This is a genomic window from Micromonospora sp. S4605 (assembly GCF_003176715.1).
GTDB classification, from domain to species: Bacteria; Actinomycetota; Actinomycetes; order Mycobacteriales; family Micromonosporaceae; genus Micromonospora; species Micromonospora echinaurantiaca.
Genome location: NZ_QGSW01000242.1, coordinates 20,085 through 40,875, shown reverse-complemented (window position 1 = coordinate 40,875; position 20,791 = coordinate 20,085). Strand labels below are relative to the sequence as shown.

The 20,791-nt window shown below is 74.8% G+C and carries 21 protein-coding genes; 10 read left to right on the top strand and 11 right to left on the bottom strand.

What is annotated here, in order from left to right; all coding sequences use genetic code 11:
• The first annotated feature begins 34 nt into the window (after positions 1-34).
• From DLJ47_RS21245 to DLJ47_RS21235, 3 genes are all read left to right on the top strand, one after another.
• Positions 35-904: a carbohydrate ABC transporter permease gene (locus DLJ47_RS21245; RefSeq protein ID WP_109902039.1), complete on the top strand. Its 870-nt coding sequence runs from the start codon at positions 35-37 to the stop codon at positions 902-904.
• Between the two features lie 51 nt (positions 905-955).
• Complete coding sequence (locus DLJ47_RS21240) at positions 956-1,414, top strand: hypothetical protein (RefSeq protein WP_109902009.1); 459 nt, start codon at positions 956-958, stop codon at positions 1,412-1,414.
• 121 nt (positions 1,415-1,535) lie between these two features.
• The gene (locus tag DLJ47_RS21235; protein ID WP_109902007.1) at positions 1,536-2,954 is read left to right on the top strand and encodes an RtcB family protein; all 1,419 of its coding nucleotides are present in this window, start codon (positions 1,536-1,538) and stop codon (positions 2,952-2,954) included.
• A gap of 38 nt (positions 2,955-2,992) precedes the next feature.
• On the opposite strand, the gene DLJ47_RS21230 is transcribed toward DLJ47_RS21235, so the two are convergent.
• The gene (locus DLJ47_RS21230; protein ID WP_109902005.1) at positions 2,993-3,421 is read right to left on the bottom strand and encodes an archease; all 429 of its coding nucleotides are present in this window, start codon (positions 3,419-3,421) and stop codon (positions 2,993-2,995) included.
• Between the two features lie 170 nt (positions 3,422-3,591).
• Between DLJ47_RS21230 and DLJ47_RS21225 the strand changes: the two genes are divergently transcribed.
• The 3 genes from DLJ47_RS21225 (at position 3,592) to ygiD (ending at position 7,062) form a co-directional block, all read left to right on the top strand.
• Positions 3,592-5,124: a multicopper oxidase family protein gene (locus DLJ47_RS21225; RefSeq protein ID WP_233257932.1), complete on the top strand. Its 1,533-nt coding sequence runs from the start codon at positions 3,592-3,594 to the stop codon at positions 5,122-5,124.
• A 390-nt stretch (positions 5,125-5,514) separates the two neighbouring features.
• Entirely contained in the window at positions 5,515-6,117 is a 603-nt protein-coding gene (locus tag DLJ47_RS21220) for an MBL fold metallo-hydrolase (protein WP_109902037.1), read from the top strand.
• Between the two features lie 75 nt (positions 6,118-6,192).
• Complete coding sequence (gene ygiD, locus DLJ47_RS21215; protein ID WP_233257931.1) at positions 6,193-7,062, top strand: 4,5-DOPA-extradiol-dioxygenase; 870 nt, start codon at positions 6,193-6,195, stop codon at positions 7,060-7,062.
• Positions 7,063-7,118: 56 nt separating this feature from the next.
• Here the strand turns inward: ygiD and DLJ47_RS21210 are convergent, their stop codons facing one another.
• Positions 7,119-7,811, bottom strand: a complete 693-nt coding sequence (locus DLJ47_RS21210) for a B3/B4 domain-containing protein (RefSeq protein ID WP_109902001.1) — start codon at positions 7,809-7,811, stop codon at positions 7,119-7,121.
• Positions 7,812-7,822: 11 nt separating this feature from the next.
• Positions 7,823-8,434, bottom strand: coding sequence for a LysE family translocator (locus DLJ47_RS21205; RefSeq protein ID WP_109901999.1), 612 nt, complete (start codon positions 8,432-8,434; stop codon positions 7,823-7,825).
• Positions 8,435-8,498: 64 nt separating this feature from the next.
• Here DLJ47_RS21205 and pdxR point away from each other — a divergent pair, with 64 nt between their 5' ends.
• Positions 8,499-9,971, top strand: coding sequence for a MocR-like pyridoxine biosynthesis transcription factor PdxR (gene pdxR / locus DLJ47_RS21200; RefSeq protein WP_199235942.1), 1,473 nt, complete (start codon positions 8,499-8,501; stop codon positions 9,969-9,971).
• Here the strand turns inward: pdxR and DLJ47_RS21195 are convergent.
• Positions 9,968-10,633, bottom strand: a complete 666-nt coding sequence (locus DLJ47_RS21195) for a DUF998 domain-containing protein (RefSeq protein ID WP_158289864.1) — start codon at positions 10,631-10,633, stop codon at positions 9,968-9,970. The two genes, pdxR and DLJ47_RS21195, sit on opposite strands and share 4 nt — an antisense overlap.
• Positions 10,634-10,704: 71 nt before the next feature.
• On the opposite strand from DLJ47_RS21195, the gene DLJ47_RS21190 reads away from it, so the two are divergent.
• On the top strand, positions 10,705-11,169 hold the full coding sequence (locus tag DLJ47_RS21190; protein WP_109901995.1) for a MarR family winged helix-turn-helix transcriptional regulator: 465 nt from the start codon (positions 10,705-10,707) through the stop codon (positions 11,167-11,169).
• 115 nt (positions 11,170-11,284) lie between these two features.
• Here DLJ47_RS21190 and DLJ47_RS21185 read toward each other — a convergent pair whose 3' ends face one another.
• Together DLJ47_RS21185 and DLJ47_RS21180 are read right to left on the bottom strand one after the other, a co-directional pair.
• A complete protein-coding gene (locus DLJ47_RS21185) occupies positions 11,285-11,767 on the bottom strand; it encodes an SRPBCC family protein (protein ID WP_109901993.1) in 483 nt (160 codons plus the stop codon).
• The gene (locus tag DLJ47_RS21180) at positions 11,764-12,126 is read right to left on the bottom strand and encodes an ArsR/SmtB family transcription factor (RefSeq protein ID WP_109901991.1); all 363 of its coding nucleotides are present in this window, start codon (positions 12,124-12,126) and stop codon (positions 11,764-11,766) included. Before DLJ47_RS21180 ends, DLJ47_RS21185 begins: the two co-directional genes overlap by 4 nt.
• 240 nt (positions 12,127-12,366) lie before the next feature.
• Here DLJ47_RS21180 and DLJ47_RS21175 point away from each other — a divergent pair, with 240 nt between their 5' ends.
• Complete coding sequence (locus tag DLJ47_RS21175) at positions 12,367-13,128, top strand: hypothetical protein (protein WP_109901989.1); 762 nt, start codon at positions 12,367-12,369, stop codon at positions 13,126-13,128.
• On the opposite strand, the gene DLJ47_RS21170 is transcribed toward DLJ47_RS21175, so the two are convergent.
• Entirely contained in the window at positions 13,125-13,457 is a 333-nt protein-coding gene (locus DLJ47_RS21170) for a nuclear transport factor 2 family protein (protein ID WP_109901987.1), read from the bottom strand. The genes DLJ47_RS21175 and DLJ47_RS21170 overlap by 4 nt on opposite strands.
• Positions 13,458-13,643: 186 nt before the next feature.
• Here DLJ47_RS21170 and DLJ47_RS21165 point away from each other — a divergent pair, with 186 nt between their 5' ends.
• Complete coding sequence (locus DLJ47_RS21165) at positions 13,644-14,675, top strand: extracellular catalytic domain type 2 short-chain-length polyhydroxyalkanoate depolymerase (RefSeq protein ID WP_109901985.1); 1,032 nt, start codon at positions 13,644-13,646, stop codon at positions 14,673-14,675.
• Between the two features lie 30 nt (positions 14,676-14,705).
• Here the strand turns inward: DLJ47_RS21165 and DLJ47_RS21160 are convergent, their stop codons facing one another.
• The 4 genes from DLJ47_RS21160 to DLJ47_RS21145 are packed head-to-tail and all read right to left on the bottom strand — an operon-like array spanning position 14,706 to position 20,765.
• The gene (locus tag DLJ47_RS21160; RefSeq protein ID WP_109901983.1) at positions 14,706-17,105 is read right to left on the bottom strand and encodes a tetratricopeptide repeat protein; all 2,400 of its coding nucleotides are present in this window, start codon (positions 17,103-17,105) and stop codon (positions 14,706-14,708) included.
• A complete protein-coding gene (locus DLJ47_RS21155; RefSeq protein ID WP_109901981.1) occupies positions 17,102-18,865 on the bottom strand; it encodes an ABC transporter permease subunit in 1,764 nt (587 codons plus the stop codon). Before DLJ47_RS21155 ends, DLJ47_RS21160 begins: the two co-directional genes overlap by 4 nt.
• On the bottom strand, positions 18,862-20,133 hold the full coding sequence (locus DLJ47_RS21150; protein ID WP_158289863.1) for an extracellular solute-binding protein: 1,272 nt from the start codon (positions 20,131-20,133) through the stop codon (positions 18,862-18,864). Before DLJ47_RS21150 ends, DLJ47_RS21155 begins: the two co-directional genes overlap by 4 nt.
• The gene (locus DLJ47_RS21145; RefSeq protein WP_158289862.1) at positions 20,130-20,765 is read right to left on the bottom strand and encodes an ATP-binding cassette domain-containing protein; all 636 of its coding nucleotides are present in this window, start codon (positions 20,763-20,765) and stop codon (positions 20,130-20,132) included. Before DLJ47_RS21145 ends, DLJ47_RS21150 begins: the two co-directional genes overlap by 4 nt.
• Positions 20,766-20,791: the final 26 nt, after the last annotated feature.

Genomic DNA, 20,791 nt, shown 5'->3' with positions numbered 1-20,791 from the left:
ACCGGACACCCGCTCCCGGCGGCAGTTGGCGCTGATGCTGGCGCCGTACCTGGTCGGCCTGGTCGCCCTGGTGCTGCTGCCCGCCGTGGTGACCCTGGCGCTGGCCTTCACCGAGTACGACCTGCTGCGCCCGCCGACCTGGGTCGGGTTGGACAATCTCACCGCGCTGGTCGACGACCCGGTCTTCCGGGTGTCGCTGACCAACTCGCTGGTGTTCGGGCTGGTGGCCGTACCGCTGCGGGTGCTCCTCGCGCTCGGCCTGGCGCTGTTGCTGCACCGCCGCGCGCTCGGCGTCGGTAGCGCCCGCACGGCGGCGGTGCTGCCCACCGCGGTGCCGGAGATCGCCTACGGCCTGCTCTGGCTCTGGCTGCTCAACCCGCTGTACGGGCCGATCAACCAGCTGCTGCGCACCGGCGGCGAGAACGGGTTGACCGCGCTCGGGCGCACCCCGCCGCAGTGGCTCACCGACCCGACCGACGCCCGGGCGGCGATCATTCTGATGAGCCTGTTCACCATGGGGGAGACCTTCGTGGTGCTGCTGGCCGCGCGGCGGGCGCTGCCCCGCGACGTGTACGAGATGGCGGCCCTCGAGGACGCCACCGGCTGGGACGTGTTCCGCCGGATCACCCTGCCGCTGATGGCGCCGGTGCTGGCCCTGCTCGCGGTGCGCGACCTCATCCAGAGCCTGCACTTCTCCTTCGTGCCGGCGTTCGTGGTCACCGACGGCGGGCCGCCGCCGTACGCCACCACCTACCTGTCGCTGTTCGTCTACCGCAACGCCTTCGAGTACCTGCGCTACGGCTACGCGGCCGCGGCGACCCTGGTGATGATCCTGCTGACGGTGGCGGCGGTGGTCGTGCAGTGGCGGCTGGTCCGCCGGTACCGCGCCTTCTACCGGCTCTGACGGGGAACCGGACCGGTTGCCACCGCGTCCCACGTGACGGAGGTTGGTCTCATGCGCAGAGCATCGGTCCTGCTGGCCGCGGTCGGCCTACTGTGCTGGCTGACCGCGTGTTCGGCCGCCCCGGACTTGCCCGAGGTGAGCGGTACGCCGACACCACTGCCGTCCGGTAGCGGCAAGCCGCCCCGGCCGTCGCCGTCCGGCACCGGCGAGGTGCCGGCGTCGCCGTCCGGCAGCGGTGAGTTGCCGGTGCCGTCGCCGTCCGGCGGCGGCGAGGTGCCGGGCCCGCTGCCATTCGGCGCCCGCACGCTCACCGGCACGGTGGAACGCGCCGGGGACTGCACCATGCTGCTGGTGGGCGAGCGGCGCTGGGCGTTGACCGGTGACGTGGCGGCGGCCCTGCGCCCCGGCTCGCGGGTGACCGTGCGGGGCAACGTGGCGCCCCGGCCGGCCGCCTGCGGCGACCGGGACCTCGCGCAGACCGTCGCCGTCACCCGGGCCGACCCGGCCTGACCACGACAGGGCCGGCGGCGACCCGGGCCGGCCGGCGAAGACCCGGGCCCGGTCACCCGGCCCGTGATGCGCCGTCCCGCTGCCGGCGTGTAACACCCGCCGGACCGGGTAGGACGCGCGGATGGAGCTGGTGGAGGAGTCGCCGTACCGGTTCCGGATCGACCGGCACGACCCGATGCGGGTACCGGGGGTGGTCTTCGCGTCCCGGTCGCTGCTGCCGGACGCCGGGGCGGACCGGTCGCTGGAGCAGGTGGCGAACGTGGCCACGCTGCCGGGCATCGTCGGCGCCTCGTACGCCATGCCCGACGTGCACCTGGGCTACGGCTTTCCGATCGGCGGCGTCGCGGCCACCGACGTCGAGGCCGGCGGGGTGGTCTCTCCGGGTGGGGTGGGCTTCGACATCTCCTGCGGCGTGCGGCTGCTCGCCGCCGACCTCGACGGCGCCGAGCTGGGTACCCGGCTGGAGCCGCTGATGGACGGGCTGGGCGCGGTGACCCCGCGCGGCATGGGCAAGGGTGCGGTGTGGCACCTGTCCAAGCAGTCGGAGCTGGACGCGGTGCTGCGCGGCGGCTCCCGGTACGCGGTGGAGCGAGGCTACGGCGTCGAGCGTGACCTGGCCCGCTGCGAGGACTACGGGGCGGTCGACGACGCCAACCCGGCCGAGGTGAGCGAGCGGGCGGTGGAGCGCGGCGCCCGGCAGGTCGGCAGCCTCGGCTCCGGCAACCACTTCCTGGAGGTGCAGACCGTCGAGGAGGTGTACGACGACCGGGTCGCCGCCGCGTTCGGGCTGCGCCCGGGCCAGGTCTGCGTGATGATCCACTGCGGCTCGCGCGGGCTGGGCCACCAGATCTGCACCGACTACGTGCGCCGGATGGAGAAGGTGATGGCCCGGTACGGCATCAAGGTGCCGGACCGCCAGCTGGCCTGCGCACCGGTGGACTCGCACGAGGGCCGCGCCTACCTGGGCGCGATGGCGGCCGCCGCGAACTACGCCCGGGCCAACCGGCAGTTGCTGGCCGACGCGGCCCGCAAGGTGTTCAAGCGGGAGACCGGCCGGGGACTCGACCTGGTCTACGACATCTCGCACAACCTCGCCAAGATCGAGACGCACGGGGTGGATGGCGGGCAGCGCAGTCTCTGCGTCCACCGCAAGGGGGCCACCCGGGCGCTGCCGCCGGGCCACCAGGACCTTCCCGACGACCTGCGCGACGTGGGGCAGCCGGTGCTGATCCCCGGCTCGATGGGCACCGGCTCGTACGTGCTCACCGGGGTGCCGGGCGCGCCGGCGTTCGCCTCCACCTGTCACGGGGCCGGCCGGGTGCAGAGCCGCAAGCAGGCGGTCAAGGCCGAGCGGGGGATGGACCCGCGCGCCCAACTGGAGGCCCAGGACATCGTGGTACGCGGCGCCTCCCGGCGCGGGCTGGCCGAGGAGATGCCGGCGGCGTACAAGGACATCTCGGCGGTGATCGAGTCGGCCGAGGGAGCCGGGCTGTGCCGGAAGGTCGCCCGGCTGGCGCCGATCGGCGTGGTGAAGGGCTGACCCGGCGCGTCGGCCTCGCCGGGCGCTGACCGGCCGGGTCAGACGTCCAGGGTCACTGCGCAGGACCAGCGGGCGCCGTCCCGGGCGAAGCGCAGCTCGTGCAGGGCGACCGCCTTCGGCACCGCACCGACCAGCTCGACGGCGTCAGTGTCGGTGGTGCGCCAGCGCACCAGCAGGCCGTCCGCGCCGTCGTCGGTCACCTCGGTGCTCAGCGGCAGCTCACCCTCGGTCTCCATCCGGAAGATCACCTCGTCGAGCACGCTCACCAGCAGGTCCGCGTCGTCGCCGGCGGGCGCCCGGAACTCCCGTTCGGCCGTCGGCCGGGCCCCGGCGGTGTCGGTGAACGTGTCGACCAGCGCGGTGACCGCCTCGGCCACGCACCCCTCCCGGGTGGGCGCCCACGCCTCGATCCGTACGTCGGCGGTGTGCGGCACGCACCGGTGTCCCCGTTCCGCTGGTCGCTCCATGCCCCGATCATCCGCCCCGCTCCCGGGCCTGGCGGGGTGGTTGTCGCAGCCGCCCCGGAAGCCGGTCCGGGGGAACCCGGAGCGGCCCCGGAAACCGGCCGGATCTGCTGGGCACGGGCCGCATATGCAGGCACGCTACAGGTACCGAATCTACAGGAGGTGCCATCGTGGTGGCCGGACGACGATCCCTGGCCCGGGTGACCATCGGCGTGCTCGCCGTCGTGCTCGTACTCTGCTGCGGCGGCGTGGCCGTCGGCGGCTGGGCCCTCGCCCGCGGCGGTACGGACACCGTCGGACAGGTGGACTTCGTCCGCCCGCTGGCCGTCCCGCCGCTGGCCGAGTCCCGCGTCGACGAGCGTGGGCGGCGGGTGTTCGACCTGCTCGCCCGGGACGGCGAGCGCGACTTCCACGGCGACGGGCGGCTGACCCGCACCGCCGGCTTCGACGGCGACTTCCTCGGCCCGACGCTGCGCGCGAAGCGCGGTGAGCAGGTCGTGGTCAACGTGGTCAACCGGCTCGCCGAGGAGACCAGCGTGCACTGGCACGGCATGCACCTGCCGGCCCGGATGGACGGCGGGCCGCACCAGATGGTCCGGCCCGGGGCCACCTGGTCCCCGACCTGGACGGTGAACCAGCCGGCCGCCACCCTCTGGTACCACCCGCACCCGCACGGCCAGACCGAGGAACACGTCTACCGGGGGCTGGCCGGGATGTTCATCCTGGATGACGACCGGGAGGCCGCGCTGCCGCTGCCGCGCCGGTACGGCGTGGACGACATCCCGGTCATCGTGCAGGACCGCAACTTCTCCCGCAGCGGCCAGTTCAAGAAGACCCGCAACCTGATCGCCGGCATCGGGGTGCTCGGCGACACCCTGCTGGTCAACGGCACCGTCGGGCCGTACCTGGACGTGCGGACCGAGCGGGTGCGGCTGCGCCTGCTCAACGCCTCGACCGCCCGCACGTACGACTTCGGCCTCTCCGACGACCGGCCGTTCGCGCTGATCGGCAGCGACGGCGGGCTGCTGCCGCGCACCGCGCGGGTCGACCGGGTGCGGTTGTCCCCGGGCGAGCGCGCCGAGATCGTGGTGGACGTGCGGCCGGGGGAGCGGGTGACCCTGCGCAGCAACCCGCCCGAGTTGGGCGCGGGCGCGTTGGCCGACCGCTTCGCCGGCGGGGCGGACCGGTTCGACGTGCTGCAACTGCGCGCCGCCGACACCCTCGCCGCGTCGCCGCCGGTGCCGGAGACGCTGGCGCCCACCGAGCGGCTGGATCCGGCCGACGCCGAGCGGACCCGCCGGTTCACCCTCACCGGCCGCAGCATCAACGGCCGCTCGATGGAACTGGACCGGATCGACGAGACCGTCACCCGCGGCGCCACCGAGGTCTGGGAGGTGACCAACCGGGACGGCGCCCCGCACAACTTCCACGTGCACGACGTGCAGTTCCAGGTGCTCTCGGTCGGCGGGTCCGCTCCGCCGCCCGCGTGGAGCGGCTGGAAGGACACCGTCTACCTGGCACCCGACCGGCCGGTACGGCTGATCATGCGGTTCACCGACCACAGTGATCCGGACACGCCGTACATGTACCACTGCCACCTGCTGTACCACGAGGACGCCGGTATGATGGGCCAGTTCGTGGTGGTCGAGCCGGGCCAGCGGGCCGGCCGCCCGCCGCGGTCGGGCGACCACGCCGGCCACGACTGACGGGTGGCGGGTGGGTGCCGCGGGTGGCTGCCACGGGTGGCTGCCGCGGAGCCGGCCGGGCACCCGCGGCGCCGCAGGCCCTGTCGAGCTGCCCCATCAATAGGACCAGCCGCGCGCCGGGCCGCCCGACCTGCGCCACGGCGCGGAGCGGCCTCATCGTGCCCCATCTGTGCGGGCAGCTCGACAGGGCGCGCACCGGTCCAGCGTCACCGGGCCGGCGGAGGGGCGAGTGCCGCCCGGCGGCGCACCGGTCCAGCGTCACGGGGGCCGGTGGACGGGCGAGTGCCGCTTGGCGGCGCACCGGTCCGGCGTCACGGGGCCGGCGGACCGGCCGCCGACGCCGTGCCTGGCGGGACCGCGGCGGTGGACGGCAGGGCGTACGGTCGGCGGGTGCGGATCATCAAGTTCACCCACGCCTGTGTCCGGATCGAGCACGACGGGGCGGTTCTGGTGATCGACCCGGGCACCTGGAGCGAGCCGCGGGCCCTGGCCGGCGCGGACGCCGTGCTGGTCACCCACGAGCACACCGACCACGTCGACGTGCTGCGGCTGGCCGGCCTGGGCGTCCCGGTCTTCGCGCCCGAGCGGGCGGTGCTGCCCGACCTGGCCCCGCTGCCGGTCACCCGGGTCCGCGCCGGCCAGCGGTTCACCGCCGCCGGGCTCACCGTGACCGCGTACGGCGGGCGGCACGCCGCGATCCACGATGGGCAGCCCGACTGCGCCAACCTCGGCTACCTGGTCGAGGAGAGCGTCTACCACCCGGGCGACTCGCTGCACCGCCCCGACCAGCCGGTGCCGATGTTGCTGGTGCCGGCGCAGGCGTCCTGGCTCAAACTCACCGAGGCGATCGACTTCGCCCGGGCCGTCGGCGCCGAGCGGGTGTTCCCGATCCACGACGCGCAGCTCAACGAGCGAGGGCTGGCCAGCGTCAACGGCTGGTTCGGCGAGACCGTCCCCGGCTACCGTCACCTCGCCCCCGGCGAAGCCGCCTGAGCCCTCCGCCGTTCACCCGGCCGTGGCGTGGCGGCTCGGTTACGCTCGGCCCCACCGTCCCCGGCAGGGAGCAGCATGAGCAGCGAGACCGTGTCCACGGTGATGCCCGCGGCCTTCTTCGGGCACGGCAGCCCGATGAACGCCCTCGAACTCAACCGATACACGCAGGCGTGGCGCGCCTTCGGCCGGTCGGTGCCGCGGCCCCGGGCGATCCTGGTGGTCTCGGCGCACTGGTACATCGGGGCCACCGCGGTCACCGCCATGCCCCGGCCGCGGACCATCCACGACTTCTACGGCTTCCCGCAGGAGCTGTTCGACGTGCGGTACCCGGCGCCCGGCCTGCCCGAGCTGGCCGAGGAGATCAGCGACGTGGTGCACCCGACCTGGGTCGGCGCGGACGTCGACTCCTGGGGCATCGACCACGGCACCTGGTCGGTGCTCACCCACGCCTTCCCCGACGCGGACATCCCGGTCGTCCAGCTGAGCATCAACGCCTTCAAGCCGTTGGACTACCACCTGGAGCTGGGCGCGAAGCTCGCGCCGCTGCGCGAGCGGGGCGTGCTGGTCGTGGCCAGCGGCAACGTGGTGCACAACCTGCGCGGGGTGAACCCCGGGATGGTCGACGAGGGCTTCGACTGGGCGCACCGGTTCGACGAGGCGGCGAAGGAGGTCATGCTCGGCCAGCCGACCGAGGCGGCCACCCTGGACGCGCACCGCGACTTCGGCCTCGCCGTACCGACGCCCGACCACTTCATCCCGCTGCTCTACCTGGCCGGCCTGGCCGGTGCCGCCGGCGACGGGTCGGACGTGCTGGTCGACGGGTACGCCTACGGGTCGCTGTCGATGACCGCGTACACCGTGGGCCTGACCTGCGAGGGCGCCGGCCCGGCGACCGGGGCGCCGAGGCTGCCGACCGACGTGCCGGCTGACTCGTCCAACATCTGACCGCCGGCGCCTCCCCACCCGTCCGGCCGGCAGGGCGGCCAGCGGGCGGGGGAGGCTCAGAACTCGAAGCGCGGCGCGGCCGGGGTCAGCAGGGCCGTCCGCGACGGCGCGGACCAGCCCCGGCCCAGCTCGCCGGCGATGGCGTCGAGCACCCGCGGCACGTCCCGCGCGGCGCCGTCGTGCATCGCCTCGACCACCACCAGGATCGTCGCGGTGTCGTCGCGGACCGCCGACCAGCCGCTCTGCCGGTTGGTCCAGCGCCGGGCGTGCGCCCGCCCGTCCGGGTCGGCGAAGATCACCTCACCCGGGTCCGGGTGCTCCTCGGCGCCGGCGAAGGTCAGGTAGCGCTCGTCGCCGTGGGCCGGCCGCACCTCGATGCCGCCGCCGATCCGCGCCACGTCGAGGATCCCCACCGGGATGGCGTACGCGGCGGAGACCGCGTTGCCGAGGTCGACCAGCGGGTGCACCTCGGGCAGCTCCCCCTCGGTGCGCAGCCGGCGCAGCAGCGACTCCGACGCGCACCGGTACCTCGTCGGGGCGAGTCCCATCCGGGCGAACGCCCGCCGCCACGCCTGGATCTCCGGGAAGCTCGCCTCGGTGCCGCCGGCCAGCCGCTGTCGGGCAGCCTCGTGCAGTTCGGCCAGCGGCAGGTCGGCGCGCGGCTTGCCGGCGACGCCCTCGGCGTACAGCAGGCCGGCGACCAGCCCGGGGTGCGCGGCCCAGACCTCGGGGGAGTGCTGGAAGAACATCTCCGCCCCCCTCACGCCTCGGCGCGGGCCAGCAGCAGCCCGAGCGCGACGAACGAGCCGGCGAAGCCCCGGCGCAGCCAGCGGGTCACCGCCGGCCGGGCCAGCACCCGGTCGCGCACCGCGCCGGCGAGGATCCCGTAGACGGCGAACACCGCGAAGGTGAGCGCCATGAACACCGCGCCCAGGCCGAGCATCCGGGCGAACTGGTTCGGCTCGTCGGCCCGGACGAACTGCGGCAGGAACGCGAAGAAGAAGATGGTCAACTTCGGGTTGAGCAGGTTCGACAGCACCGCCACCGAGATCACGCGGGCGGCCGAGGGAGCCGGCTCGGCCGGGTCGACGGCGAACCCGTCGCGGTCCCGCAGGGTGGCCCAGGCCAGGTAGAGCAGGTACGCCACGCCGGCGTACTTGAGCACCTGGAAGGCCGCCGCGCTGGAGTGCAGCAGCGCGGCCAGCCCGGTGACCGCCGCGGCCAGGTGCGGGGCGACGCCCAGGGTGGAGCCGGCGGCGGCGAGCACGCCCGCCCGGGGCCCCCGGCCGAGCCCGGCGGCGAGGGTGTAGAGGGCCCCGGTGCCCGGGGTGGCGATCACGACGAGCGAGGTGACCAGGAACGCGATGGTCATCATCGTCCTTCCGACGAGTGTGTTGGTGCTGTCTCGCCACCTACTCTGCTGCCATCATGGTCCGATGAGCAGGGCCAAACCACGTCCATCCGAGAGGTCCATAACCGCCGGGTCGGATTTCCTGCACCTGGACATCGTCGAGGCGCCGCCCGGCGGCCGCGCCGACTGGCTGGCCACCCGGCTGCGCCAGGCCATCGCCGACGGACGGCTCCCGGTCGGTGGCCGGCTGCCCGCCACCCGGGTGCTCGCGGCCGACCTCGGTGTCTCCCGGGGCGTGGTCACCGAGGCGTACCAGCGGCTGGTGGAGGACGGCCAGGTCGCCGGGCGGGGACGCGCCGGCACCGTGGTGGTCGCCGCCCCGGCCGCGCCGCCCGCGCCGCCGCCGGCAGCGGCACCCGCCCCGGTCACGCTCTTCCCCCGCGCTCCGGGCACCGACATCCTCGACGCCGTACGCGCGGTGCCGGCGCGGGTCGACCTGACGCCCGGCGTACCGGATCTGGCCGCCTTTCCCCGCGCGGCCTGGCTGCGCGCCGAACGGACCGTGCTGCGGCAGCTGGCCGCGTCCGACTTCGGCTACGGGGATCCGCGCGGGGCGCCCGCGCTGCGCGCCGCCGTCGCCGCCTGGCTGGCCCGCAGCCGCGGCGTCGCCGTGGATCCCGCCGAGGTGATCGTGACGACCGGTGTCTCGCAGGCGCTCGGCGTGCTCGCCCAGGCCTTGCGGCCGTACGGCATCACCCGGATCGCGGTGGAGGACCCGGGCTCGCTCGGGGTACGCCAGCACCTGAACAACTGGCAGGTCGACACCCCACCGGTCGCGGTCGACGACGCCGGCCTGCGGGTCGACGAGCTGGCCGCCAGTGGCGTGGCCGCGGTGATGCTCACCCCCGCCCACCAGTTCCCGACCGGCGTGGTGCTCGACGGCGAGCGCCGCCGCCAGCTCGTCGCCTGGGCGCGCGACGGCGGGCTGGTCGTCGAGGACGACTACGACGCCGAGCACCGGTACGACCGCCCGCCGGTGCCGGCGCTGCGGGCGCTCCTGCCCGACCAGGTCTGTTACGCCGCCAGTGTGTCGAAGCTGCTGGCGCCGGCGTTACGGGTCGGTTGGCTGCTGGTGCCGCCGCGCTACCGGGAGGCGGTGGTGGAGGCCCGGCGCAACGCCGACCTGGGCAACGCGGTGCTGCCGCAACTCGTGCTCGCCGAGCTGATGACCTCCGGCGCGCTGGAGCGGCAGTTGCGGATGCTGCGCCGGCGGCACGTCCGGCGGCGGGACGCGATGATCTCCGCGCTGGCCCGACACCTGCCCGGCGCGACCGTGCACGGGGCGGCGGCCGGGCTGCACCTGATGGTCACGTTGCCCGGTGACGTGCCGGACACCGAGGTGGCCGCCGGTGCGCTGGAGCGCGGGGTGAAGGTGCAGCCGCTGTCCTGGCACTGCCAGCGGGCACACCGGCCCGGGCTGGTCCTCGGGTACGCGGCGAACCCGCCCTCGACCATCGAGGAGGGGATCGCCACCGTCGCCGCCGTGCTGCGCGGTTAGCGGGAGCCGCTGCCAGCAGGCGCGACGGGTGCCGGCCGAGCCGACCGCTCGGCGGTCAGGGCGTGGTGGGCGAGCTTGACGAGCCAGGCCAACCCGGTGAAGAGCGAGAGGCGCTGGAGCAGCCCGGCTGGCGCCGGGGTCCACACGCCGGCGTAGTCCAGGCCGACGAGCGTGCCGGCGCCGAGGAACAACACGATGACGGCGACCCCCGCCGCGATCCCGTACGGCCGGGCGAACCGGCGCGCGTACGTGAAGGCGGTCAGCGCCAGGGCGAGGAACACGGCCGGGCCGGCGACGTCGTGCAGCGCCCCGTGCCACGATGCGGTCGCCGCGGCGCCCGGCGGGTAGTCCAGGCCGGGATCGGTGACGAAGACGCCGGCGGCGACGAGGGCGACCCCGGCGGCGGCCACCCAGCGGGGCCCCCACATCGCCGCCGGGCCGGAGCGGACGCGCCGGCGCAGCCCGACCGCGAAGGCGATCAGCAGGACGCCGGTGACCAGGAAGTTGGCGATCTGGATCCAGCCGCGCCCGGTGAGGGCCAGCTCGCTGATCCAGTTCCGCAGCGGGTCGTAGCCCGGCCGGGCGGCGCCCTCGGCCAGCGCGACGGTGGCGAACAGCGGCGGACCGGCGACCCCGGCCCAGAGGAGCCCACGTGACGACATGTCTTCTCCAAACATAATCTGCACGACGCAGATAAATGATGATGCAGATTATGCGGCGGTAGAGTCGGGCCATGTCAAGAGCGCGGCAGGAACTGCTGCTCGAGCTGCAGGCCACGCTGACCCAGGCGGTGGCCGACGCGATCCTGGTGCAGCAGGCGGCGGCCGACCGGCTCGGTCTCGGGTTGGCCGACTTCAAGTGCCTCACCGCACTCACCGAGCAGGGCTCGGCGACGGCCGGGGAGATCGCCCAACGCACCGGTCTGACCAGCGGCGCGGTGACCCGGATGATCGACCGTCTGGAGCGTGCGGGGTGGGTCCGGCGCCGGCACGACACGGTGGACCGGCGCCGGGTGATCGTGGAACCGGTGCCGGCGCGGCTGGCGGAGATCGAGCCGCTCTTCGCCGGGATGGCCGCTGGCTGGTCGGCGGCGCTCGCCGACTACGACGACGCCCAACTGCGGATGCTCATCGACCTGTTCGGCCGGATGCGCGCCCTCGCCCGGCAGCAGGCGGCGGCGATCCGCGTCGACGCCTGACGGCGCCCGCCAGCGCCACCGGTTCCGGAAACGGGTCGACGGCCGCCACCGCCGTCGGGGTGCTCGACCCCGCCGGTGGTGCCGGCCGCCGTACGGACGCTCGGGCGGGCGTACGTCAGAGGCGCTTGGCGACCTCGACCAGCTGGTCCAGGGCGGCGCCCCAGCCCTCGATGAAGCCCATCTCCGCGTGCGCCTTCTTCGCCGAGGCGTCGGCGTGGATCGCGGTGGCGGTGTACTTCGTGCCGGTGCCGGCGGGCTCGATGTGGACGACGGCGGTGAACGGGAAGCCGTCCTCGGTGACCTGCGGGCGGAAGCCGGGGCCGAGGGCCGAGGTGAAGACCAGCGTCGAGTTCTCCTCGGCCAGCAGGACGCAGCCGACGTTCGGGAACTCCTGGCCCTCCGGCGAGCGCATCACCGTGTTGAACTTGCCGCCGGGCCGCAGGTCGAGCTCGCAGGACGTGGTCGACCAGGGCTTCGGGGTGAACCACTGCACGATCAGCTCGGGCGTCGTCCAGGCCTTCCAGACCAGCTCGGGGGCGACGTCGACGGTGCGCTCCAGGACGAGGTCGAGGTTGGGGTCCGCGGAGTAGGTGGTCATTTCTGCTGCTCCTTCAGGTTGTGGAGAAGTGCGTCCAGTTGATCCAGGCGTCGGGTCCACAGCGCGCGCTGACCGGCGAGCCAGCTGTCGACCTGTTCCAGCGGCGCGGGCGTGAGGCGGTAGGTACGCACCCGTCCCTGCTTCTCCGACGTCACCAGGCCGGAGCGCTCGAGGACGCCCAGGTGCTGGGTGAACGACGGCAGTGCCATGTCGAACGGGCGGGCCAGCTCGCTGGTCGTCGCCGGCCCCTGGCCGAGGCGTTCGACGATCCGCCGGCGGGTGGGGTCGGACAGCGCGTGGAACACGCCGTCCAGGGCCGGGTCCGCCGGCCCGCCTCCGTCGCCAGATCGCTTAGGCATGTACCTAAGTATGGGGGCGAACGAAGCTTAGGTCAATACCTAAGTATCGGGCGGGTCGGGTGCTTCCCGCGGATCGGCTCGACGCGGCCGATGTCGTGACCGTCGCTGCCGCCGCCGAGGAGCATCGCTCTTGACATCGTCGGCGCCCGCTGGCCAGCATCGGGGCACCGGTGTCGCGACCTCGGCGGCCAGCAGGGCCGTACGGGCTGAAACGTCGACTCTTCGCGAAGGGACGACGTGATGCACCCGATGCTGCGACGGCTGGACGACCTCGCCGCCCACCTCGCCACCCGCCCGGACGCGGTCGCGCTGCTCGGGCTGGGCTCCGCCGGCGCCGAGCACGACCGCCTCGACGACTACTCCGACCTGGACTTCTTCGTCGTGGTCGACGCGTACGCCAAGCCGCGCTACCTGGAGTCCATCGACTGGCTGCGGGCGCCGTGCCCAGTGGCGTACAGCTTCGCCAACGACCGCAACGGGCGGAAGGCGCTCTATGCCGACGGCGTCTTCGTCGAGTACGCCGTCTTCACCGTCGAGGAACTCGCCCGGCTGCCGTTCACCGGCGCCCGGATCGTGTGGCAGCGCGCCGACGCGCCCGCCGGGCTGGCCGACTCGGGGCCGCCGTCGGCCACGGTTCCGTTCGACACCGTCGAGTTCCACCTCAACGAGGCGCTGACCAACCTCTACGTCGGCCTGCTCCGCGACCTGCGCGGCGAGCGGCTGACCGCCGCGCGGTTCATCCAGTCGTACGCCGTCGACCGGGTGATCGGGCTGCTGAACCTGACCAACCCCGAGGCCGGGCACCGCCGCGACCCCTTCGACGCCAGCCGCCGGGTGGAGCAGGCGTATCCGCCGGAAGTGCTGCCGCTGGCCGCGATGGTGCCCGGATACCAGCACAACCGGCGAGCCGCGGAGGTCACGCTGACCTGGCTGGAGGAGCGATTCACAGTGGATCGGGTGATCGCCGACGCCATCCGCCGGCTCCTGGCCACCGCAACCTAGACCCGGCCGCCGAAGAAGACCCAGACCTCGACCACCCGACCGTCCCGCACCGTGATGTGCTCGGCGTTGCGGTACCGGTCGCCGCCGTGCAGCTCGTACTCGTACAGCAGGAAGACCTGGTCGTCGCCGACGTCGGCCAGCCGCAGGATCTCCTGCGACACGAAGCGGTCCGCCGTCGGGAAGCACCGGTCGAGGTAGGTCGCCCTGTCGATGTGGTCGTCCTGCGGGCTGGTGAAGACCAGGTCCGGGGCGAGCAGCCGGTCCGCGGCGGCCAGGTCCTGGTTCCGGTACGCCGCCAGCAGCGCCCGCACCACCTCCGTGTTGGACACGCTCCACCTCCGGTCGGCCGGCGGTTCTCGGCGACCAGCAGCATAAGCGGCGGCGACTGGCGATTCCCGACACTCCGGCACCGCTGGACGTGTCGACCCCACTCATATCGGGTGTGCTCGATGTCACGTTAGCGTCTGGCCACGCCGACACCACCGCCGGCGCTCGCCGATGTCGGGAGAGCGTCCATGAAGACCCCACTGAGAGCCGCCGCCGCCCTGGTCACCGCCCTGCTGCTGACCCTGACCACCGCGACCCCCGCCCAGGCCGCGGACCCGTCGACCAAGACCCCGGTCGCCGGTTCGCTGCGCGCCTACAACGTCTCCGCCGTGTACGTCGCCGGAGTCTCCTCCGGTGGTTACATGGCCACCCAACTGCACGTCGCCTACTCGTCCCGGATCCGCGGCGCGGCCGTCTTCGCCGCCGGGCCCTACTACTGCGCCCAGAACAACGTCGCCCAGGCGCTCTACGGCTGCGGCGACAACCAGTACCCGACCAACCTGTCAGCCCTGCAGACGTACACCCGCACCTGGGCCTCGTACGGCTGGGTCGACCCGGTGGGCAACCTCTCCGGCGACCCGGTCTACGTCTTCCACGGCGCCAACGACAGCACCGTCAAGAAGTCCGTCACCGACGACCTGGTCCGCTACTACCAGCACTTCGGCGCCAGCGTGCAGTACGACAGCGGCTCCTCGGCAGGGCACGCCTGGGTCACCCCGTACGGCACCCGCGGCTGCACCGCCACGGCCTCGCCGTTCCTCAACAACTGCGGCACCGACCCGCAGAACGCCCTGCTGCGCAAGCTGCTGGGCAGCGTCCAGGCGCCGAACACCGGCGCGCTCGGCGGCACGCTCATCCGGTTCAGCCAGAACACCCACGCGGTCAACGGCTGGGCTCCGGGCCTGAGCATGGACACCAACGGCTTCGCCTACGTGCCGTCGTCGTGCGCCGCCGGCCAGTCCTGCCGGCTGCTGGTCGCCCTGCACGGCTGCCTGCAGGCGTACGGCTCGGTCGGCACCGCGTTCGTGGACCGGGCCAACCTCAACCAGTACGCCGACACCAACAACCTGATCGTGCTCTACCCCCAGGCCGCCACCGCGGGCACCAACCCGAACGGCTGCTGGGACTGGTGGGGCTACCTCGGCGCCACCAACTACCCGATCAAGGGCGGCGCCCAGATCGAGACGATCATGAACATGGTCCGCCGCCTCGATGGCTGACCAACGTGAGAGGGCCCCGGCCGACCCCGCTCAGGCGGGTTCGTCGGCCGGAGCGTCCACCTCGGTCAGGCGGGCGTCCGCCTCGGCCTGCCCCTCGGCGTCCCGGGCCGCCTCGCAGATCGCTGCCGCGTCCACCCAGTGCCCGCGCGCCTCGTCCGGGTCGCCGAGTGCGGCCGCCGCGTCGCCCAGGTACAGCAGGGTCCGGCCCAGCCCCGGGGTGGCCGGCCCGCCCTCGCGCAACCGCCGGCTCTCGGCCAGCATCTCGTACGCCTGCCGGGCCTGGCCGGGCGCGGTGCTCAGCAGCGTGGCGCCGGCGTTGAGCAGCGCGGTGGCCCGGTTCGTCGGGTCCGCCACCGACTCGTACTCGCGCAGCGCGGCCCGCCACGACTGCGCCGCGTCCAGGTGCTCGCCCAGCTCGGCGTGCACCAGCACCAGGTTGGTCAGCGCCGCCGCGTAGCCCCGGGCGTCGCCGAGCGAGCGGAACGTGTTCGCCGCCCGGACCAGGTGGTGGTGCGCGATCTCGAACTCGCCGCGGGCGAGCTGAGCGGCGCCCAGCCCGAGCTGGGTCAGCGCGTGCCCGGCCCGGTCGGCGCCGGAGCGGTGCCGGCGGGACAACTCCAGGTGTTCCACCGCGTCGTCGAGCTGACCCAGGTCGAGCAGGGCCAGGCCGAGGTTCATCCGGGCCTGGGCGGTGCCCCGGCGGCCCCGCTCGGCGACGGCCAGGGTCAGCGCGGTCGCCGCGCCCTGCGGGTCGTGCCGGCGCCGGCGCAGCACGCCCAGCTCGTTGTGCGCCCAGCCGGCGATCTCCGGCCGGTCGTCGGCGGTCGGCGTGGCCAGCACGGTGCGGCACACCTCGTCCCACTCGTCCAGCCGCTCGACGTGGGCGAGCCAGCCGCACAGCGCCACCGCCAGCCGGAACCACCAGCGGCGGACCCGCCGGGGCAGTGACTCGGCCGCGCCGGCCGGCACCCTGACCACCGCGAGCAGCAGCTCCTGGTGCAGGTCGAACCAGCCGTACGGGTCGTCGTCCAGCGGCAGCCGCCGGTCCCGGTCCAGCACGGACGCGGTCACCGCCAGGCTCGCCACGTGCCGTTCGGCCCGTCGGGCCAGGTGCCGGGTGAGCCGGGCCTGCGCGGCCACCCGCCGGCGCACCGGCTCGCCGTCGCGCAGGTGCAGCCGGGCGTACGGGCCGAGCAGCGGCCGCACCTCGTACCGGTCGCCGGGTGCGCCGACCACGAACGCCCCGGCGGCCAGCTCGTCCAGCAGGGCGGCGACCCGGTCCGGTCGCCGGTCGGCGAGCGCGGCGATGGTCGGCCGGTCCACCGGCGCCGGGGTGAGCGACATCAGCCGCCACAGCCGCCGGGCCTCCGCTGACAGCGCGTGGTAGGCGGTGTCCCGCGCGGTCACCAGCAGGGTCGCCGGGGAGGCGTCGATCTCCTGGTGCGGGGGAGTGCCGACGGCCCGGCGCAGCGCGTCGAGCACGTCGGCGTGCCGCCAGCCGTGCTGGGCCGTGCGCCGGCCCAGTTCCGCCACCGTGCGGGGCTGCCGCCCGCACAACTCGACGATGCTGCGGACCGCCGGGTCGGTGCGCGGATCCGGCCGGTGCGGCCGGGCCGCCGGCGCCGCCGCGCCGGCGGCGGCGAAGAGCTCGACGGCGTCGTCGGTGTCCGGCTCACCGATCCAGTGCGCCACCACCCCGACCGCGTCCAGCGCGGCCAGCGCCCCGGTGCCGGCCAGCAGCAGCCGGCAGGAGTTGGTGGTCGGCGGCAGCAGCGGCCGAACCTGGGCGACGTCGTCGACGTTGTCCAGCACCAGCAGGATCCGCCGGCCGTCGAGCTGGCCGCGCAGCTCGTCGGCGGCCTCGGCGAGATCGTCCGGGCGGCCGGAGGCCGGCGGCCGGGTGCCGAGGATCCGGGCCAGCGCGGCGAGCACCTGCCGGGGCGGCTGGCGCCGGCCGCCCCGGCGCAGGTCCAGGTGGTACTGGCCGTCCGGGAAGTCGGCCCGGCACCGGTTGGCCGCCTCGATCGCGTACCAGGAGGTGCCGACGGCCCGGCGGCCCACCACCGCCACCGCCTGCTTCCGCTCCAGCGCGTCGACGATGGCGTCCACGTCGTCGCCGCGCCCGGTGAAGGTCCCCTGATAGGGCAGGGTCGGCGTACCGGCCGCCGCCGGCGCCTCCGCGTCCGTCCCGTCCGGCTCGGCGGGCTGGCCCCGCCGGCGGCGGCGCCACTCGACCACGAAGGAGGCGAGCAGCCCGAGCACCACCACGCCGACGCTCGCCGAGCCCAGCACCTGCACGGACAGCTCGGAGAGCAGGTTGCCGGCCACGTTGCCGAGCAGCGCGCTGACCCCGCCGCCGAGCACCCCGCCGAGGGCCAGCAGCACGCTCAGCCGGCCCGGCCCGCGCGACCGCCCGTCCGGCCGGCTCACCGGACGCCCCCGGCGACCAGCCCGGCGACGAGCTGGCGGCGGGCCAGCACCACCAGCAGCACCGGCAGGATCGACGCGACCACCGACCCGGCGGCGAGCACCCCGCTGTTGGCCACGAACCCGCGGGTCTGGCCGGCGAGGAACAGCCCCAGCGGTGCCGCGCCCGGGCCGCTGAACAGCAGGCCGACCACCAGGTCGTTCCACACCTGCACGAACTCCAGCACGGCGACCGCGACCACCGCCGGCCGGTTGTGCCGGGCCAGCAGCCGCAGCGTGCTCCACCAGTGCCGCCCGCCCAGCCGTACCGCGCGGACCTGCTCGGCGGGCAGGTCGGCGAAGGCGTTGCGCAGCACCAGCACGGCGAACGGGATGCCCAGCGCCACGTGCACCAGCGCCAGCCCGCGGGTGGTGCCGGAGGAGAGCACCGCGCCGAGCACCTCATTGACCGGACCGGCGATCACCTGCACCGGCACCACGCTGGCCGCCATCAGCAGCAACCCGGTCGCCTGCGCGGGCGGCCCGGTCAGCCAGGCCAGCGGGTACGCCGCCAGCAGCGCGATGGCGAGCACGGCGGCGGTGACCACGGTGGCCAGCACCAGGGTGAACCCGAGCGTGCGCCACAGCTCAGGGCCGTTGGTGAGTTGGCGGTACGAATCCAGGCTGGGCGCGCTCGACCACCAGGCCCGGGCCGCCGCGTCGACCGGCCGGTGCAGCGAGGTGGCCAGCAGCACGCCCAGCGGCACCAGCCAGGCGAGCGCGGCGCCGGCGGCGAGCAACCGGATCCACCGCCGCGGCGGCGCCGCCGGCTCGGGGTCGACCGGCGTGGGATCGCGCGGCGGCGGCCACGCCTGGCGGACGAAGAGCGCCGCCACCAGCATGCCGGCCGCCACCGCCGCCAGCCAGATCACCCCGAGCGCGGCGCCCTCGCCGGTGGTGGTGCCGCCGGAGGTCTGCCACACGCGCAGCGCCAGCACCGACGCCTCGTCGCGCACCGAGCCCGGGGTCATCACCAGGATCAGGTCGAAGGTGCGGCTGGTGCCGAGCGCCACCAGGGCGAACACCACCGCGACCGTACGCAGCAGCAGCGGGCGCCACTGCGCGTCCCAGAGCACGTCGCGCCGGTTGCCGCCGAAAGCGCGGACCGCGTCGCCGAGGCTCGGCGGCACCGCGTCCAGCGCGGCCCGGAACACCAGCACGGCCAGCCCGACCCAGGCCCAGACGAACGCCGACATCAGGGCCACGGTGACCAGCCCCGGGCCGAGCAGCTGCGGCACCTGTTCCGCCGAGCGCCCGGTGAGTCGGGCCAGCAGCAGGGTGGCCAGCCCGCGCTGCGGATCGGGGTCGTAGAGCAGCCGGAAAGTCACCCCGGTGACCACCAGCGGCAGCGCGGTCGGCACCACCAGGATGAGCCGGACCAGCCCACCCTCCTGGGAGCGGCGGGACGCGGCCGCCAGCAGGTAGCCCAGCACGGTGACCACCGCCGGCACCAGCAGCGCCCAGAGCACCGTACGGCCCACCACCGCCGCGGTGCCCGGCGCGGCGAACGCGGCGCGGAAGTTCGCCGCGCCGACCCACCGGCCGTCGGTGACCACGCTGGCGTGCAGCGTCCGCAGCACCGGCCAGGCCACCAGGCCGCCGAGCAGCAGCAGCGCCGGCAGCAGCAGCGCGGAGGTGGCGCCCGCCGCCGGATAGGCCCGGCCGCGCCGGGGCGGCCCGACGTCGTCGAGCACCGCCAGTTCGCCGAGGACCGGCCGGGTCATCGCCCACCCCCGGCCGCCCGGGCCGCCGCGGCCAGCTGGCCGGTCGCCCGGCGCACCGCCTCGGTGGCGGACACGCCGCCGGTGACGTCGGCGAAGAAGTCCTGCATGATCCGCCAGATGCCCACCCCGTCGGAGCCGGTGAACGGGCCGGGCAGCCGGTCGGAGAGGTCGAAGCGGACGGACTCCGCGTCGCGCAGTTCGGCGGCGAGCGCCCGGCGCATCGGGTCGTGGTAGCTCTCCAGCGGAACCGTGACGTTGGGGGAGAGGTAGCCGCCGGCGCGCAGCCACGGCTGGAACGCCGACCCGTCGCTGAGCCAGCGCACCAGCTCCGCGCCGCGGGCCGACCCGGCGAACGCCACCGCCGCGTCACCACCCAGGATCAGCGGGCGGTCCGCCGCCCGCGAGCCCGGGAAGCGGAAGGTGATCGGCTGCTCCGCACCGCGCTGGAACCGGGTGCTGACGTCGTCGACGAAGTCGGCCTCGAACACCATCGTCGCCCGGCGGTGGTGCACCACCTGGATCACCGATTCCTCGTACTGGGTGAGCAGGGCGCGGCGAGGGCCGCCGGGGAAGGCGCCGTCGATGCTCCACAGCTCGGCGAGGCGTTCCAGGGCGATCCGCACCGACCGGCTCCGCCAGTCGGCTTCGCCGCGGGCCAGCGCCTCGTAGAAGTCGGGCGCGGCGACGTCGGCGAGCACGTTCTCGAACCAGTCGGTGAGCACCCAGCCGTCGGCGGCGCCGATCGCCAGCGGCGCCGGGGCGATGCCGGCCCGGGCCCGGGCGCCCTGCCGGCGGGTGATCGCCACCAGCTGGTCCCAGGTGGCGGGCGGCTCGGAGAGCATCGAGCGGAAGTACCAGAACAGCGACTTGTGGGCCGCCTTCACCCAGACCCCGTAGCGGCGGCCGTCGGTGGCGAGCAGGTCGGCCATCCCGGGCGGGACGGCGTAGCTCGCGGCGGGAGCGAGTTCGCGCAGCCAGCCCCGGCGGGCGTACTCGACGACCAGCCCGGAGCGGGGCAGGATCGCCACGTCGGGGCTGGTGCCGGCGAGGTGCCGGGCGCGCAGGAACGCGTCGATGTCGTTGCCCGCGCTGACCACCCGCACCGGCTGGTCGTAGCCGGCCACCACCTGCCGGAACCGGGCCAGCTCGGTGCCGCTCCACACCACCGCCACCTGCAGCGACGGCTCGCCCCGGGAGCAGGAGGCGGCGGCGGTCGCGGTGCCGGCCGCGGCGGCGGCCCGCAGCAGCGTACGGCGGCGCAGCCTCACCGGCCCGCCTCCGCGGCAAGGTCGGCCGGCGCCACCGGGACCTGGTTGGCGAGCTCGGCCAGCACGGCCTCGTCGGCGGTGCAGACCAGCACCGCGAGGCCCGGCGCGTCCGGCGGGGAGAGCCGCCCGACCAGGTCGGTGAGCCGCCCGCCGTCGGGGGCGCCGGCCGGCAGGTCGATCACGAGCACCTCCGGCAGGCAGGCCATCGCCCGGGCCAGCGCCACCCGGAACCGTTGGCCCTCGGAGAGCAGGTGCGGCCGCAGGTCGAGGGTCGGCGCCAGCTCCAGCCGTTCGACCACCGTCGCCGCCCAGGTGTCGGCCACCTCGCGCACCCGTTCCCGCTTGCGCTGGCCGTAGGCGATGTTGCGGCGCACGGTCAGGTGGGGCAGCAGGGCGCCGCCGGCCGGGACGTACCCGATGCGGCGGCGCAGCGGCGGCAGGTCCGTGACGTCCCGGCCGCCGACCAGGACCGCGCCGGCCGCCGGCGCGGCCAGCCCGACCACCACCCGGGCGAGCGCCGTGCCGACCCGGGGTGGGGCGGCCAGCGCCACGGTGGCGCCGGCGGGCACGTCGAGGGTCACCGGCGCGTCGGCGGGCAGCGCGACGAGTTCGCAGAGTCGTAACGTGGCCATCACCTCCGGTGACCCGGGTCGTCGCC